25 protein-coding genes and 1 tRNA gene are annotated in these 13178 nt (G+C 32.2%); 2 read left to right on the plus strand and 24 right to left on the minus strand.

Going from position 1 to position 13178, the window contains the following annotated elements; genetic code table 11:
- Window positions 1-39: 39 nt before the first annotated feature.
- From secY to rpsJ, 21 genes are all read right to left on the minus strand, one after another.
- Window positions 40-1302, minus strand: a complete 1263-nt coding sequence (gene secY / locus L8W40_RS01485; protein WP_263664499.1) for a preprotein translocase subunit SecY — start codon at window positions 1300-1302, stop codon at window positions 40-42.
- On the minus strand, window positions 1302-1694 hold the full coding sequence (rplO, locus tag L8W40_RS01490) for a 50S ribosomal protein L15 (RefSeq protein ID WP_263664500.1): 393 nt from the start codon (window positions 1692-1694) through the stop codon (window positions 1302-1304). The genes secY and rplO overlap by 1 nt, the downstream gene beginning before the upstream one ends.
- A 3-nt stretch (window positions 1695-1697) precedes the next feature.
- Complete coding sequence (rpsE, locus tag L8W40_RS01495; protein WP_039617161.1) at window positions 1698-2141, minus strand: 30S ribosomal protein S5; 444 nt, start codon at window positions 2139-2141, stop codon at window positions 1698-1700.
- Window positions 2142-2157: 16 nt separating this feature from the next.
- Window positions 2158-2514, minus strand: coding sequence for a 50S ribosomal protein L18 (gene rplR, locus L8W40_RS01500; RefSeq protein ID WP_039617157.1), 357 nt, complete (start codon window positions 2512-2514; stop codon window positions 2158-2160).
- A 9-nt stretch (window positions 2515-2523) separates the two neighbouring features.
- The gene (gene rplF / locus L8W40_RS01505; RefSeq protein WP_220567001.1) at window positions 2524-3060 is read right to left on the minus strand and encodes a 50S ribosomal protein L6; all 537 of its coding nucleotides are present in this window, start codon (window positions 3058-3060) and stop codon (window positions 2524-2526) included.
- 78 nt (window positions 3061-3138) lie between these two features.
- Window positions 3139-3534 (minus strand): 30S ribosomal protein S8, encoded by a 396-nt coding sequence (rpsH, locus tag L8W40_RS01510; RefSeq protein ID WP_039617152.1) that lies wholly within the window; start codon window positions 3532-3534, stop codon window positions 3139-3141.
- A 12-nt stretch (window positions 3535-3546) separates the two neighbouring features.
- A complete protein-coding gene (locus L8W40_RS01515; protein ID WP_012660824.1) occupies window positions 3547-3732 on the minus strand; it encodes a type Z 30S ribosomal protein S14 in 186 nt (61 codons plus the stop codon).
- 1 nt (window position 3733) lies between these two features.
- A complete protein-coding gene (gene rplE, locus L8W40_RS01520) occupies window positions 3734-4279 on the minus strand; it encodes a 50S ribosomal protein L5 (protein WP_133319134.1) in 546 nt (181 codons plus the stop codon).
- A 1-nt stretch (window position 4280) separates the two neighbouring features.
- A complete protein-coding gene (gene rplX, locus L8W40_RS01525; RefSeq protein ID WP_012660822.1) occupies window positions 4281-4508 on the minus strand; it encodes a 50S ribosomal protein L24 in 228 nt (75 codons plus the stop codon).
- On the minus strand, window positions 4508-4876 hold the full coding sequence (gene rplN / locus L8W40_RS01530; protein ID WP_012660821.1) for a 50S ribosomal protein L14: 369 nt from the start codon (window positions 4874-4876) through the stop codon (window positions 4508-4510). The genes rplX and rplN overlap by 1 nt, the downstream gene beginning before the upstream one ends.
- Window positions 4876-5127, minus strand: coding sequence for a 30S ribosomal protein S17 (gene rpsQ, locus L8W40_RS01535; RefSeq protein ID WP_039617148.1), 252 nt, complete (start codon window positions 5125-5127; stop codon window positions 4876-4878). The genes rplN and rpsQ overlap by 1 nt, the downstream gene beginning before the upstream one ends.
- Window positions 5128-5136: 9 nt before the next feature.
- Window positions 5137-5322 carry a 50S ribosomal protein L29 gene (rpmC, locus tag L8W40_RS01540; protein ID WP_012660819.1) on the minus strand — a complete coding sequence of 62 codons (186 nt, stop codon included), beginning with the start codon at window positions 5320-5322 and terminating at the stop codon, window positions 5137-5139.
- Window positions 5309-5734 (minus strand): 50S ribosomal protein L16, encoded by a 426-nt coding sequence (rplP, locus tag L8W40_RS01545; protein WP_012660818.1) that lies wholly within the window; start codon window positions 5732-5734, stop codon window positions 5309-5311. Before rplP ends, rpmC begins: the two co-directional genes overlap by 14 nt.
- Window positions 5735-5736: 2 nt before the next feature.
- Window positions 5737-6438, minus strand: a complete 702-nt coding sequence (gene rpsC / locus L8W40_RS01550) for a 30S ribosomal protein S3 (RefSeq protein WP_039617145.1) — start codon at window positions 6436-6438, stop codon at window positions 5737-5739.
- 1 nt (window position 6439) lies between these two features.
- A complete protein-coding gene (rplV, locus tag L8W40_RS01555; RefSeq protein ID WP_039617143.1) occupies window positions 6440-6814 on the minus strand; it encodes a 50S ribosomal protein L22 in 375 nt (124 codons plus the stop codon).
- 9 nt (window positions 6815-6823) lie between these two features.
- Window positions 6824-7105 (minus strand): 30S ribosomal protein S19, encoded by a 282-nt coding sequence (gene rpsS, locus L8W40_RS01560; RefSeq protein ID WP_039664929.1) that lies wholly within the window; start codon window positions 7103-7105, stop codon window positions 6824-6826.
- A gap of 1 nt (window position 7106) precedes the next feature.
- Entirely contained in the window at window positions 7107-7937 is an 831-nt protein-coding gene (gene rplB, locus L8W40_RS01565; protein ID WP_039625087.1) for a 50S ribosomal protein L2, read from the minus strand.
- Window position 7938: 1 nt separating this feature from the next.
- The gene (locus tag L8W40_RS01570) at window positions 7939-8220 is read right to left on the minus strand and encodes a 50S ribosomal protein L23 (RefSeq protein WP_039617139.1); all 282 of its coding nucleotides are present in this window, start codon (window positions 8218-8220) and stop codon (window positions 7939-7941) included.
- A gap of 1 nt (window position 8221) precedes the next feature.
- A complete protein-coding gene (gene rplD / locus L8W40_RS01575) occupies window positions 8222-8836 on the minus strand; it encodes a 50S ribosomal protein L4 (protein WP_039617137.1) in 615 nt (204 codons plus the stop codon).
- A complete protein-coding gene (rplC, locus tag L8W40_RS01580) occupies window positions 8833-9408 on the minus strand; it encodes a 50S ribosomal protein L3 (RefSeq protein WP_012660811.1) in 576 nt (191 codons plus the stop codon). The genes rplD and rplC overlap by 4 nt, the downstream gene beginning before the upstream one ends.
- 9 nt (window positions 9409-9417) lie before the next feature.
- The gene (gene rpsJ / locus L8W40_RS01585) at window positions 9418-9729 is read right to left on the minus strand and encodes a 30S ribosomal protein S10 (RefSeq protein ID WP_012660810.1); all 312 of its coding nucleotides are present in this window, start codon (window positions 9727-9729) and stop codon (window positions 9418-9420) included.
- Between the two features lie 226 nt (window positions 9730-9955).
- On the opposite strand from rpsJ, the gene L8W40_RS01590 reads away from it, so the two are divergent.
- A tRNA-Ala gene (locus L8W40_RS01590) sits at window positions 9956-10031 on the plus strand.
- A gap of 18 nt (window positions 10032-10049) precedes the next feature.
- A complete protein-coding gene (locus L8W40_RS01595; protein ID WP_263664501.1) occupies window positions 10050-11111 on the plus strand; it encodes an ATP-binding protein in 1062 nt (353 codons plus the stop codon).
- Here L8W40_RS01595 and L8W40_RS01600 read toward each other — a convergent pair.
- Genes L8W40_RS01600 through coaE form a run of 3 tightly spaced genes read right to left on the minus strand, consistent with a single transcriptional unit; the run spans window position 11108 to window position 13128 of the window.
- Window positions 11108-11815: a glucosaminidase domain-containing protein gene (locus L8W40_RS01600; protein ID WP_263664502.1), complete on the minus strand. Its 708-nt coding sequence runs from the start codon at window positions 11813-11815 to the stop codon at window positions 11108-11110. The genes L8W40_RS01595 and L8W40_RS01600 overlap by 4 nt on opposite strands.
- A complete protein-coding gene (gene dapF / locus L8W40_RS01605) occupies window positions 11790-12539 on the minus strand; it encodes a diaminopimelate epimerase (protein ID WP_133319131.1) in 750 nt (249 codons plus the stop codon). The genes L8W40_RS01600 and dapF overlap by 26 nt, the downstream gene beginning before the upstream one ends.
- Window positions 12526-13128 carry a dephospho-CoA kinase gene (gene coaE, locus L8W40_RS01610; protein WP_220566998.1) on the minus strand — a complete coding sequence of 201 codons (603 nt, stop codon included), beginning with the start codon at window positions 13126-13128 and terminating at the stop codon, window positions 12526-12528. Before coaE ends, dapF begins: the two co-directional genes overlap by 14 nt.
- Between the last annotated feature and the right edge of the window lie 50 nt (window positions 13129-13178).

The raw sequence follows: 13178 nt of genomic DNA on the forward strand, positions 1-13178 counted from the left end.
AAATCCTTAAAAAGAGAAGAAAGTAGAAAATCTACTTTCTTATAAGCCTACTGCACTTAAGGTTTGGTATTTATTCATATAAATTTGAGCTTCGATTTTTCTCATTGTATCAAGCGCTACTTGAACTACGATCAAAACAGAAGTTCCACCAAAATAAAAAGGCACACCAAACAACTTCACAATAAGCCATGGTAATGTAGCTACAAGCCCTAAATAAATAGAACCTGACAAGGTAAGTCTTGATGCTACTTCATTAAGATAATTTGCAGTTCCTTCACCTGGTCTAATACCTGGTATGAAACCGCCTTGTCTTTTAAGATTTTCAGCTATATCTTTTGCATTAAATACAATTGATGCATAAAAATACGCAAAGAAAATAACAAGTAAGAATGTTAAAAAATGAAAGAAAAATCCATTTGGATTTAAAAAGTCATAAATTTTTAACACATACTCATTTGTACTTGTTTGCAAAATAGTGCTTGGAAACATCAAAATCGCACTTGCAAAAATAGGAGGAATTACTCCACTTAAATTTATTTTAATAGGTATGTAATTCATAATGCGTTTGTTTTGATTTTGCATGATTACTTTTCTTGAGTAAGAAATAGGAATTCTTCTTTCTCCAAGCTCTACTACTATAATAGCCCAAATAGTAAGTAAAATTACAACTAAAATAGCAATGATAGTCAAGAAATTCATCTCACCTGTATTTACCAAATTTACTGTTCCACTAATTGCACCTGGAATTGTAGAAACAATACCGCCAAAGATGATCAAAGAAATACCATTTCCTATACCGCGTTGAGTGATTTGCTCACCTATCCACATTAAAAGCATGGTACCTGCAAGCATAGAAATAGCAGAAAGTGCAATAAAAGTATTCATATCAATCATAATAGCTGACTGACCTGCTTTCCCATGAAGACTTTGCAAGCCTATAGAAACGCCTATACTTTGTATCAAAGTGATAGCTATAGTAGCATAACGGATAATTTGCATATATTTTTGCATACCATCGCGTTCTTTTTTCATCTTTCCTATGTTAGGAAAAGTTGCCGCTAAAAGCTCCATAATAATCGAAGCAGTAATATAAGGCATAATGCCTAGAGAGATGATACTAAGTCTTTCAGCAGCACCCCCACTAAACATATTAAACAAGCCTAATGCATTAGATGCATTAGAATCAAAAAATTCCTTGATAACACTGACATTAACCCCCGGAACTGGAACATAAGCTAATATTCTATAAGCAAATAAAAAAGCTAATGTTATGAGAATTTTATTTATCAATGCTTTATTCATTATTTTTGTCCGCTAAAAGTGATCTTCTCGTCTTTAATTTTACTAGCAAGATCTTTAGCACTTGCTCCAATAAGCTTAATTTTATTTACATTTTTTGAAAGCTTATGAATACTATTGATTGTTTCAAATGTAATTTCGCTAAGCTCTTTGATTGCTGTGATTTTTTCAACATTAATCACATAAGGTTTTTCAAATTTAGAAGTAAAGCCTACTTTTGGTAAGCGTCTTTGAAGTGGTTGTTGACCCCCTTCAAAACCTCTTTTTTCGTTATAACCTTTTCTAGCAGTTTGGCCTTTTCCACCTTTAGTAGAAGTTTTTCCCATACCACTACCTTGACCACGGCCTATTCTTTTGGTTTTATGTGTTGAACCTGGTGCTTTTGTTAAATTCATTGATTATCCTTTAAGCATTGTAAGTGCTTTGATAGTAGCACGCACAACATTTGCTGAATTATTTGAACCTAAAGACTTAGTTAAAATGTCTTTAATACCTGCAAGTTCCACGATAGGACGTGTTGAACCACCTGCAATAACCCCTGTACCTTCGCTTGCTGGTTTAAGTAAGATTCTACTTGCGTTGTATTTTACTTCTACATCATGAGGTATAGTTGAACCTTTTGTTTTAACTTCAACAATGTTTTTAAAAGCATCATCAACTGCTTTTCTGATAGCATCTGGAACTTCTTTAGCTTTTCCATAGCCCACACCAACTAAACCTTTTCTATTTCCAACGATAACTAAAGCAGTAAATCTAAATCTTCTACCACCTTTAACAACCTTAGTAACCCTGCCGATATCGACGATTACTTCTTCAAATTCTTCTCTATTATATTTTTCCATCGATCTTCCTTTTGGGTTATAGTTTGATTCCGTTTTCTCTTAGTGCTTCAGCTAATGCTGCAATAACACCATGGTATAAATAACCATTTCTATCAAACACTGCTTCTTCTATGTTTTTAGCTTTTAAAACTTTTGCAAATTCAGCTGCTATTTTTTTAGCACCTTCTTTATTTGCTTTAACACCAATTTTTCTTCCATCTACTGCTGCTAAAGTTACTGCTTTAACATCATCGATAGCTTGGATATATAAAGTTCTGTTTGATTTAAAAACAGAAACTCTTGGAAGAGCTTGTGTTCCTGAAATTTTTGCTCTAATTCTTTTTTTTCTTTTAATTCTTAAAGATATTTTTCTTTTTAATACATTTGCTCTCATATTCTATCCTTACTTCTTAGATGTCTTACCAGCTTTGCGGATAATACGCTCATCTGAATATTTAACACCTTTTCCTTTGTAAGGCTCAGGTGGTCTAAATTCACGAATTTGAGCAGCAACTTGACCTACCACTTGTTTATCACTACCTTTGATAATAACATTATTTTTATCAACGGTAATTTCTATGCCTTCTGGAATAGCATAGTTGATAGGATGAGAAAAACCTAAAGCAAGTTCAAGAACTTTACCTTTTAATGCAGCTTTATAACCAACACCATTGATTTCTAAAGTTTTGCTAAAACCATCAGTTAAACCGATGATGATGTTTTGAGCTAAAGCTCTATAAGTTCCCCAATAAGCTCTACTTTGTCTATCTTCACCTTTAGGAGAGAAAAGAATTTGTGCTTCTTTAATCTCAACATTAACATTTGCTTTTGTATCAAGCTCTTTTGCTAAATTTCCTTTTTTGAATTTTAGCAAGTTACCTTCTAATTTTACTTCTACTCCACTTGGAATAGCAACTGGTTGTTTACCTATACGAGACATTCATTTTTCCTTTTTACTTGTCTACGATATGACTACTTTATAAGAATGGATACCGAATACCATAAAAAGTAGAAACTCTTACCAAATAGTACATAAAACTTCGCCGCCAACGCCTGCTTTATAAGCTTCGTCGTTAGCTAAAACACCTTTTGAAGTGCTTACTACGATAGTACCATAACCGTTTTTAAATCTTTTGATCTCATCTTTGCCTTTATAAACACGACGACCAGGTTTAGAAATACGCTTAACTTCATTAATTACGCTTTTGCCTTTTTCATCATATTTTAAAACTACATTGATGAATTTCTTTTTATCCTCTTCAATAACATTAAAGCTTTCAATATAGCCTTTAGCTTGGAAAATTCCAAGTAAAGCTTCGATAACTTTAGAATGCAAAAGTTGAGTAGTCTCTAATCTTCTCATCCCTGCATTTCTAATTCTTGTTAGTGAATCTGAAATTAAATCATTTATCATGGTTCTTTCCTCTTACCAACTTGCTTTTTTAAGACCAGGAATTAAACCTTCATTTGCCATTTTTCTTAAGCAAACTCTACAAATTCCAAAATCTCTATAAACTGAATGTGGTCTTCCACAAATTTGGCATCTAGTATACCCTCTAACACTAAATTTAGGTTTGCGGGCAGCTTTTGCAATCATTGATTTTTTAGCCATATTACTTTCCTTTTGCAAATGGCACGCCAAATAATTCTAATAATTTTTGTGCCTCTTTATCTGATTTTGCTGTTGTAACGATAGAAATGTTCATACCATGAGTTCTTAAGATTTTATCATATTCAACTTCTGGGAACATTAACTGCTCATCTAAACCAAAGTTATAGTTTCCTCTTCCATCAAAACCATCTCTTGGAAGACCTCTAAAGTCTTTAACACGAGGAAGAGCTATAGTAATAAGCTTATCTAAGAAAGCATACATATTGTCTTTTCTTAATGTTACCATTACACCTACTGGGAAGCCTTCTCTTACTTTAAAACCAGCAACTGATTTTTTAGCTTTTGTGATAACTGCTTTTTGCCCAGCGATCAATGAAATAGTATCTGCAACATTTTGTAATACTTTTTGATCTTTTGCTAATTCCCCAGCACCTACACTGATTACAACTTTTTCAATAAAAGGAACAAGCATAGGATTTTTAATATCAAATTCTTTAACTAAAGCAGGTTTGATATTTTGAGTGTATTTTTCTTTCAATCTCATCATCTTATTCTCCTGCCTTTGCTACATTTGAAATATCCATTGGCATTTCTTTATTGATAAAACCGCCATTTGGATTTTTATCACTTGGCTTAACAGCTTTTTTAGCGATTTTACAACCCTCAACAATTACTTTATTTGTCTTAGGAAATACTGCTAAAACTTTACCTGTTTTGCCTTTGTCATCGCCTGCGATAACTTTTACCATATCATTCTTTTTAATTTTTAATTTCATTACAACACCTCCGGTGCTAGTGAAACAATTTTCATAAAGCCACCATATCTTACTTCACGACCTACTGGTCCAAAAATACGTGTTCCGATAGGCTCTCTTTTAGCATCAAGAATAACTGCTGCATTTTCATCAAAACGAATTAAAGAACCATTGTCTCTATGGATTTCTTTTTTAGTTCTAACGATAACTGCTTTTACCACTTGACCTTTTTTAACTTTACCATTTGGTAGAGCTTTTTTTACAGATGCAACAATTACATCACCAACAGTAGCGTATCTTCTTTTACTACCACCTAAAACCTTAATACACATTAATTCTTTTGCACCGCTATTATCAGCAACTGCAAGCCTAGTAAAACTTTGAATCATTACTCAACTCCTGCTGATACTATAGTTTTTAAGCGAAATGATTTTCTCTTAGAAAGTGGTCTACATTCAATAGCAACTACAGTATTTCCCACTTTAAGTTCATTTCTTTCATCATGAATTAAATATTTTTTAAAGCGTTTTACGATTTTTCTGTATTTTGGGTGAACCACTTTTCTTTCAACCAAAATTGTTGCTGTTTTATCTCCAGCAATTTGAACAACAACGCCTTGAATTTCTCTTTTAAATGCCATTTTCTATCCTTATTTTAAAGCGCTAATTGCAGTATTGATTCTAGCGATGTCTTTTTTAACTTCGCTAATCTCTTTAGGATTAGTTAGCTGCATTGTTTTTAGCTTTTGTCTTAAAGTAAATAAAAGCACCTTTTTTTCTTTTAGCATTGTTGCAAGCTCACCTGCTGTTTTATCTTTAATCTCAGTATATTTCATTTTGGCTCTCTCTTGTAACAAACTTAGTTTTAAATGGCAATTTATGCATCGCTAAAGTTAAAGCTTGTCTTGCCATTTCTTCATTAACCCCTGCCATTTCATAAATAATACGACCTGGTTTAATGTTCATTACCCATTCCTCAACTGCACCTTTACCTTTACCCATACGAGTTTCTAAAGGTTTTTTAGTTAGAGGTTTATCTGGGAAAACTCTAATCCAAGTTTTACCTTGTCTTTTTACAAAACGAGTTAAAGCAATACGAGCTGCTTCGATTTGGCGTGAATTGATACGGCCAGCTTCAGTTGCTTTTAGGGCAAAATCACCAAAAGTAAATTCAGTCCCTCTGTTGGCATAACCTCTGTTACGCCCTTTCATCATTTTACGATATTTTGTTCTTTTTGGCATTAACATGATTATTTACCTCTTCTTGCTCTTCTAGTTTTTTTAGCTGGAGCGTTTTCTTCGGTTTTTTCAGGTTGAACACCCTTTTGTAAAACTTCACCTTTGAAGATCCACACTTTAATACCTATATTTCCATAAGTAGTATGTGCTTCTGCAAAACCATAATCGATTTTTGCTCTTAAAGTGTGAAGTGGAACACGACCTTCTAGGTACCATTCAGTTCTTGCCATTTCAGCACCACCTAAACGGCCTGAAACTGAAACTTTAATCCCTTTAGCACCTGCTTTTTGCGCTCCTTGAATTACTTTTTTCATTGCTCTTCTAAAAGCAATTCTTTTTTCAAGTTGAGTAGCAACACTTTCAGCTGCAAGCTGAGCTGAAGCACCTGCTTTTCTTTCTTCTTTGATATTGATATTAACTTCTTTTTTGATTAAATCTTGAAGTTCTTTTCTTAAAATATCAACATCACTACCTTTTTTACCAATAATAATCCCTGGTCTTGCAGCTACAACAGTTACTCTTAATTTTTTCGCTGTTCTTTCTACAAGAATTTGGCTAATTCCTGCATAATAAAGTTTTCTTTTTAAAAATGTTCTGATTTTATAATCTTCACCAATATTTTCTGCTAAATTAGCTTTTGTAGGAAACCATCTTGATTCCCAATTTCTATTAATTCCTAGTCTTAAACCAATCGGATTTACTTTTTGTCCCATATTAGCTTTCCTTTTTCACTGATGCTTTTTTAGCTTTTGTAGTTTTTTCAGCACTTGCTTCTACTTTACTAACTTCTACCAAAATGTGTGAAGTTGGCTTTCTAATACGACTAGCACTTCCTCTAGCTCTTGGTCTAAATCTTTTTAAAACCGCACCAGCATCAACACGACAACTTGAAACAACAACTTCATTTGCTTCAAATCCGCCATTTGCTACAGCACTTGAAATAGCATTTGCTATAAATTTAGCACCTTTATTTGGCATAAATTTCAAACTAGCTAATGCAAGCTCTGCATTCATACCTTGAACTTCTCTAGCAATCAATCTCGCTTTAGTTGGAGATAATCTTATGAATTTAATTAACGCTCTACTCATAAATCTCCCTTACTTACCTATTTTTTTCTGAACAGAGCCTTTATGACCCTTAAATGTTCTAGTAGGTGCAAATTCACCTAATTTGTAACCGATATGATTTTCAGTAATATATACTGGGATAAAGCTTTTTCCATTATGAACATTAAAAGTTAAACCTATCATATCAGGTATAATAGTGCTGCGTCTTGACCAAGTTTTAATTGGCTTACCATCGTTAGCTTTTTTAGCAGCGATGACTTTTTTCATTACATGGTCATCAACAAAAGGACCTTTTTTTAGTGACCTAGCCATCTTACTTTCCTTTTCTTCTTGAAATTATTAGCTTATCGCTAGCTTTTTTACGGCGAGTTTTAGCACCTTTAGTTGGTTTACCCCATGGAGTAACTGGATGACGGCCTGAATTTTTCTTACCTTCACCCCCACCGTGCGGGTGATCAACTGGGTTCATCGCAGAACCTCTTGTTTGAGGACGAATACCTCTATGGCGGTTTCTTCCTGCTTTACCGATAGTCACATTTGACCATTCTTCATTACCAACTTCACCGATACTTGCCATACATTCAGCTAAAACTTGTCTCATTTCACCACTTGCAAGTCTTAAGATAACATATTTTTCTTCTTTACCCATTAATTGAGCATAAGCACCCGCTGAACGGATCATTTGTCCGCCTTTGCCCGGTTTTAACTCGATATTGTGTACGATAGTACCCACTGGGATGTTTCTTAATTTCATTGCATTACCTGGTTTAATGTCAAGTCCGCTTTCAGCAGCACAAATAACATCACCAACGCTTAAACCTTTTGGTTGTAAGATGTATCTTTTTTCACCATCTCTATAAGAGATTAATGCAATACGACAATTTCTGTATGGATCATACTCGATTGCTTCAACTTTACCTTCAATACCAAATTTTCTTCTTTTAAAATCTATAATTCTGTAAAGTTTTTTAGCACCTGCTTCTTTATGACGGCTTGTGATTCTACCATTATTGTTACGACCTGCATGAGCTGGAAGTTTTACAAGTAATGAACGCACACTAGCTTTTGCTGTGATATCATCAGAGCTTACACCTGTGATGTATCTTCTACTTGGAGTATATGGTTTATAAGTTTTAATTGCCATCTTATGCCTCCGAACTTTCTAAGCTCACACCTTCTGGTAGCTTAACATAGAATTTTTTAAAGCTATTTCTTTGACCTTCACGACCTCTAAAACGCTTTACTTTTCCATCCATTTTTAAAGAATTAATTCTTACTGGAGTTACACCAAAATATTCTCTTAAAACTTCTTTTAAACCATTTTTAGTCATTTTTGGAGAAGTTTGAATAACTACAACACCTTGCTCTTGAAGGTTTAAGCTTTTTTCAGTGTAAAGTATTGTTTTTATATCAGTAATATCTGCCATTTTAACCCTCTTTTACGATAGATTCAAGCGCTGCTTTTTCAATGATAACAGCATTAAATACAGATACTAAATAAGCATTTACTTCGCTAATATCAACTACATAGCAATTTGCTAAGTTTCTAAAAGCAAGAAGTGTTTTTTCATCTAGTAAATCTTTTACAATTAAAGCATCTTTTAAACCAAGCTTTTTAATAACTGCATTTGCATCTTTTGTTTTACCGCTTTCAATGCTTAAACTATCTACTGAGAATAATGCATTGTTTTGTGCTTTATCAGCCAATGCTCTTTCAAGCGCTAAGCGTTTTTGTTTTTTATTAACTTTTTGGAAATAATTACGATTGTTTGTAGGGCCAAATGCTACAGCACCACCAACCCAAACATTCGTTCTTGTTGAACCTGCTCTTGCACCACCACGACCTTTTTGTCTCCATGGTTTTTTACCACCACCGCTTACATCGCTTCTACCTTTAGTATGAGCTGTGTTTGCTCTAAGGCTAGCAAGATAAGATTTTACATATAAATAAAGGTTGTGAGGATTAACTTCTGCGTATTTTGCTGGAAGATCGAGTTCACTAGCTTTTTCAAATTTATCATTTAAAACAGTTACTTTACTCATTTTGCAATCCTTATTTTACCCATAGCACCATTAAATCCTGGTACCGCACCTTTTACTACTAAGATGCCATTTTCTTCATCAAATGAAACTACTTCATTTTTAACAGTAACTTTTACATTACCATAATGACCTGCCATTTTCATACCTGGTTGAACACGACCTGGCCATTCGCGGTTACCGATTGATCCGTGGCGTCTGTGGAATCTTGAACCGTGACTTGCAGGACCTCCGGCAAATCCGTGTCTTTTAACAACCCCACTATAACCTCTACCTTTAGAATTAAAGCTTACTTTTAAGATAGAAGCTTCTTTTAAAGGATTAAGATCAATATCACCTGCTTCTGTGTTTGCTACTTCTAAAGAAGCAAATCTATTATATTCAGCTGAAAGATTGTATTTTTTTTGCTGACCCGCAATGCATTTATTATTTGCTTTGCCTTTTACATAAGCAACCAAAGCTTTTCCATTTTCTACTTCACATACTTTAGTTTGAACAAGTTTAAGTAAGGTTACAGGAATGCTTGGTGTGCTGATTGTTCTACTCATACCAATTTTTTCTACAATGTATTCCATATTCTATCCTTATTTACCCATAGCTCTTACTTCAACATTGACCTCTGGAGCCAAGTCAAGCTTAGTGAGTGAATCTACTGTATCTGGAGTAGCTGCTACAATATCAAGCATACGAGCATGAATTCTCATCTCAAATTGTTCGCGTGAATCTTTATTGATGTGTGGAGATTTCAAAACTGTGTATCTTTTGATTTTTGTAGGCATTGGCACTGGACCTCTGATGTCAGCACCTGTTCTTTTAACAGCTTCTACAATTGCTGCAACTGTGCGATCTAGAACTCTGTGGTCATAAGCTTTTAGCTTAAGCCTGATTCTTTCCATATTTTTTCCTTTGTAAAGAACTCGTTAGACCCATAAGAATCTAACCACCATATAAAATGATGTTGAGATTATATAAAAAGAGCCTTTGCTATGTCAAGAAATTTATGCATTTTTTTTGATTATTTTCCTTTTAAAAAGGATAAAAATTAAATTTTATAAAATTTATAAGATTTTTTATACATTAAGAAAATCTAAGAAAAAATATAGTATGATTTCAAAATCTAAAGGGGCATTAGCTCAGCTGGGAGAGCACAACGCTGGCAGCGTTGGGGTCAGCGGTTCGAACCCGCTATGCTCCACCATTAATTACAAAGAAATTTATGAAATCACTACAATTTTTTTACGATAATTACCCAAAATTTCAAAAATTTGATGAAAGAAAAATTCAAATTCAAACCCATAAAAACATCATTATAAAAGGTGGTTTTGCAAGTGGTAAGAAAAATTTAATTTTAAATTTTTTATCTTTGTACAAAAGTGAAAATATACTTTTTATTGATTGTGATGATTTGAAATTTCAAGCAAGTGTTTTGGTAAATTTAAATTCGTTTTTAACCTATAATCCACAGATTAAATTTTTAGCACTTTGCAACTTTGCTCATGATTTTGACTTTGCCAGTTTAAAACACCTTAATTTGCAAATCATAATAAGCGTTTGTGATAGCAATTTTCATTTAGATTATTTTGAAGAACTTCATTTAGATTATTTAGACTTTGAAGAATTTTTAAGCTTAAACAAAAAATACGCTGACACTAAAACCATGGTAAGTTATTTTTTACATACAGGACGCAATGTGATTTTAAATCACAACTTTAACACAAACTCATCATACTTAAGAAGTTTTTACACTCCATTAGAGCTTACCATACTCAAACAAATTGCCTTAGAACTCGGGAATGAATTTAGCGTTAATGAGCTATTAAAAACACTAAAAAATACTATAAAAATTTCCAAAGATACCTTATATAAAAGCATAGAAAAACTAGAATCAAACTACACTTTGTATTTTGTAAAAAATCTTGAAAAGAATTTAAAAAAAGTATATTTTTGGGACTTTTCACTAAAAAATTCTCTAAGCATACAAAAAGACTTTAGTGCTTTGTTTGAAAATTTGATTTTAAGCGAGTTGTTTAAATTTGAACAAGAAATTTTTTATACCAAATATTTTGATTTTTACTTACCAAGTCTTAAAAATGCATTTTTATGCTCGCCCTTTAAAGATAAAGATTTACTTAGTTTAAAAGTCAAAAAAATACTTAGTAAAAATCAACTCGCACTTTCGACTATTTATATCATCACGCTTTCACAAAGAGATGAGTTTTTCATTGAAGGGGTGCGCGTGATGATTTTGCCTTTTGATGAGTGGGCTTTAGGAAATTAATCTAACTCATCAAGCTTATGTTGATTTATGATAGAAATAATAAGCTTAGTATAATTACTTTTGATCTCTGAGTATTTTTCCAAATGACTTGCCGCTTCTTTGCCATCAAGTTTTTCATTTTGATTTATAGCATCCCACCGCCAAGCTCTAAATTCCTTATAAGCATCATGACGATTTAAATTTAGCAAGTATGAATCCACGCTTTCTTGCAAGGTATCAAATATACGAATTTTATGAGTTTTACCTTCACTTCTTTCTTTTGGAATTAAATCTTTTTCACCCCAAGTCCATTCTCCAAATAAATTATTTGCTTCTTTAGCAAAACGACTTGTACCAGTTGCGCTTTCAATAATTGCTTGAGCTATGGCTAAAGATTTTGGAACTTTTTGGATACGCAGTTGGTATTCCTTGTGATCGTATAAATTTTTAACGCGATATTTTTCTTTTAAAAACCATAGTTTTTGCACAGCATTAGAATTTAGTTTTCTAAAATTACTCTTTAAAGCTTCCTCAAAAAAAATATCTATAAATTCTTTTTCATTTTCAATTTCTTTGAAAGAAACATCTAACAAAGCATTGATTTTTTTGATAAAAACTTCACGCTTTTCTTTTATACTTAAAGCATAATAATATTTATCAAAACCTGCTATAAATTCAGCTTTTAAAAATAAAAAACTACTAAGTAAAATTATAATCAGCTTCAAAACAGCATTTTACCTTTCCTCTGAAAAATATTTGATCATCCTCTAATCTAAAATATAAATTTTCTTTGCTTTTTGGCTTTACTAAAATATCATCTTTAACTTTTTGATTTAAATAAGCAAGATAAAAACAAGCTCCCATACCTGTACCACAAGCTAAAGTCTCATCTTCTACCCCGCGTTCATAGGTTCTAACTCTTATAAATTCTTCATTTTCTATTTTAGCAAAATTAACATTTGCATTATATTTTTTACGCACTTCTTTACATAAATTTACATCAAATTCATTTAAATCATCAACAAAAGTCACCATATGTGGCACACCTGTATTACATCCTTGCCAAATTCTATCTTTATGTTTAAAAGCTTCTTTAATATCCTTCACTCCACTTAATTTAATCTCTACCATGTCATCATCAACAAATGATTTTATAAGTCCTGCTCCAGTTAAAAAATTTAAATATTGTGATTTTTTTAGATAATGATGAGCAAAATGAGCTGCTGCACGCGATCCATTACCACACATATTTGCTTTACTACCATCGCAATTATAAAATTCCCATTCAAAATCATATCTATCATGAGGCACAACTACTATAAGTCCATCAGCACCTATGCCCTCATAACGATTACAAAGAATTCTAGCTAACTCACTACGATCTTTTTTTTCACCATCTGCAAATACTACAAAATCATTTCCGCTTGCACAATATTTATAAAATTTCATTTTTAACCTTTAAAGTATGTTTTAAAAAATTTAGCACATTTTCTTCAAATTTTTCATAACTTGAAATATTTTTTATCACAAAATCTGCTTTTTTTAGTTTTTCTTCTATATCAAGTTGCAAATTAATTCTTTTTAAGGCTTCATTTTCATCTAAATTATCTCTTTGCATTAATCTTTTTAATAAAATTTCTTTTGGAGCATAAATCAATATACTTTTTCCTAGATCTTGATAATGATTATTTTCAAAAAATAAAGGCAATTCTATAAAAAAAGCCTTGTTTTTTTTATCTAAAATTAGTGCTTTTTGTAAAATTTCTTCTTTGATTTTAGGATGTAAAAAACCTTCTAACTTTTTTTTGGCGTTTAAATCATTAAATACAATAGCACCAAGCTTTTTTCTATCTATTTTTCCTGCTATAAGTAAATCATCATTATCAAAAAGCTTAGCTATAGAATTAGCATTTTCATTTAAAAGCTCATGAGCTATCACATCTGCACTTAAAGTATCAAAACCCAAATTTTGAACTATTTTTATAAAGCTTGACTTTCCACCTGCTATACTTGAAGTCACAAAATAAGCATTTTGCATAATTTAACCTTAAAATATTTTTAGTTAAAATACCTTTTAAATTCTTAAAG

This window comes from Campylobacter sp. IFREMER_LSEM_CL1846, from assembly GCF_025772105.1.
GTDB lineage: Bacteria > Campylobacterota > Campylobacteria > Campylobacterales > Campylobacteraceae > Campylobacter_D > Campylobacter_D lari_D.

Coding starts and splice junctions, on each gene's coding strand:
- secY (WP_263664499.1), bottom strand. CDS start 1,302: ATGAATAAAGCATTGATAAATAAAATTCTCATAACATTAGCTTTTTTA.
- rplO (WP_263664500.1), bottom strand. CDS start 1,694: ATGAATTTAACAAAAGCACCAGGTTCAACACATAAAACCAAAAGAATA.
- rpsE (WP_039617161.1), bottom strand. CDS start 2,141: ATGGAAAAATATAATAGAGAAGAATTTGAAGAAGTAATCGTCGATATC.
- rplR (WP_039617157.1), bottom strand. CDS start 2,514: ATGAGAGCAAATGTATTAAAAAGAAAAATATCTTTAAGAATTAAAAGA.
- rplF (WP_220567001.1), bottom strand. CDS start 3,060: ATGTCTCGTATAGGTAAACAACCAGTTGCTATTCCAAGTGGAGTAGAA.
- rpsH (WP_039617152.1), bottom strand. CDS start 3,534: ATGATAAATGATTTAATTTCAGATTCACTAACAAGAATTAGAAATGCA.
- L8W40_RS01515 (WP_012660824.1), bottom strand. CDS start 3,732: ATGGCTAAAAAATCAATGATTGCAAAAGCTGCCCGCAAACCTAAATTT.
- rplE (WP_133319134.1), bottom strand. CDS start 4,279: ATGATGAGATTGAAAGAAAAATACACTCAAAATATCAAACCTGCTTTA.
- rplX (WP_012660822.1), bottom strand. CDS start 4,508: ATGAAATTAAAAATTAAAAAGAATGATATGGTAAAAGTTATCGCAGGC.
- rplN (WP_012660821.1), bottom strand. CDS start 4,876: ATGATTCAAAGTTTTACTAGGCTTGCAGTTGCTGATAATAGCGGTGCA.
- rpsQ (WP_039617148.1), bottom strand. CDS start 5,127: ATGGCATTTAAAAGAGAAATTCAAGGCGTTGTTGTTCAAATTGCTGGA.
- rpmC (WP_012660819.1), bottom strand. CDS start 5,322: ATGAAATATACTGAGATTAAAGATAAAACAGCAGGTGAGCTTGCAACA.
- rplP (WP_012660818.1), bottom strand. CDS start 5,734: ATGTTAATGCCAAAAAGAACAAAATATCGTAAAATGATGAAAGGGCGT.
- rpsC (WP_039617145.1), bottom strand. CDS start 6,438: ATGGGACAAAAAGTAAATCCGATTGGTTTAAGACTAGGAATTAATAGA.
- rplV (WP_039617143.1), bottom strand. CDS start 6,814: ATGAGTAGAGCGTTAATTAAATTCATAAGATTATCTCCAACTAAAGCG.
- rpsS (WP_039664929.1), bottom strand. CDS start 7,105: ATGGCTAGGTCACTAAAAAAAGGTCCTTTTGTTGATGACCATGTAATG.
- rplB (WP_039625087.1), bottom strand. CDS start 7,937: ATGGCAATTAAAACTTATAAACCATATACTCCAAGTAGAAGATACATC.
- L8W40_RS01570 (WP_039617139.1), bottom strand. CDS start 8,220: ATGGCAGATATTACTGATATAAAAACAATACTTTACACTGAAAAAAGC.
- rplD (WP_039617137.1), bottom strand. CDS start 8,836: ATGAGTAAAGTAACTGTTTTAAATGATAAATTTGAAAAAGCTAGTGAA.
- rplC (WP_012660811.1), bottom strand. CDS start 9,408: ATGGAATACATTGTAGAAAAAATTGGTATGAGTAGAACAATCAGCACA.
- rpsJ (WP_012660810.1), bottom strand. CDS start 9,729: ATGGAAAGAATCAGGCTTAAGCTAAAAGCTTATGACCACAGAGTTCTA.
- L8W40_RS01595 (WP_263664501.1), top strand. CDS start 10,050: ATGAAATCACTACAATTTTTTTACGATAATTACCCAAAATTTCAAAAA.
- dapF (WP_133319131.1), bottom strand. CDS start 12,539: ATGAAATTTTATAAATATTGTGCAAGCGGAAATGATTTTGTAGTATTT.
- coaE (WP_220566998.1), bottom strand. CDS start 13,128: ATGCAAAATGCTTATTTTGTGACTTCAAGTATAGCAGGTGGAAAGTCA.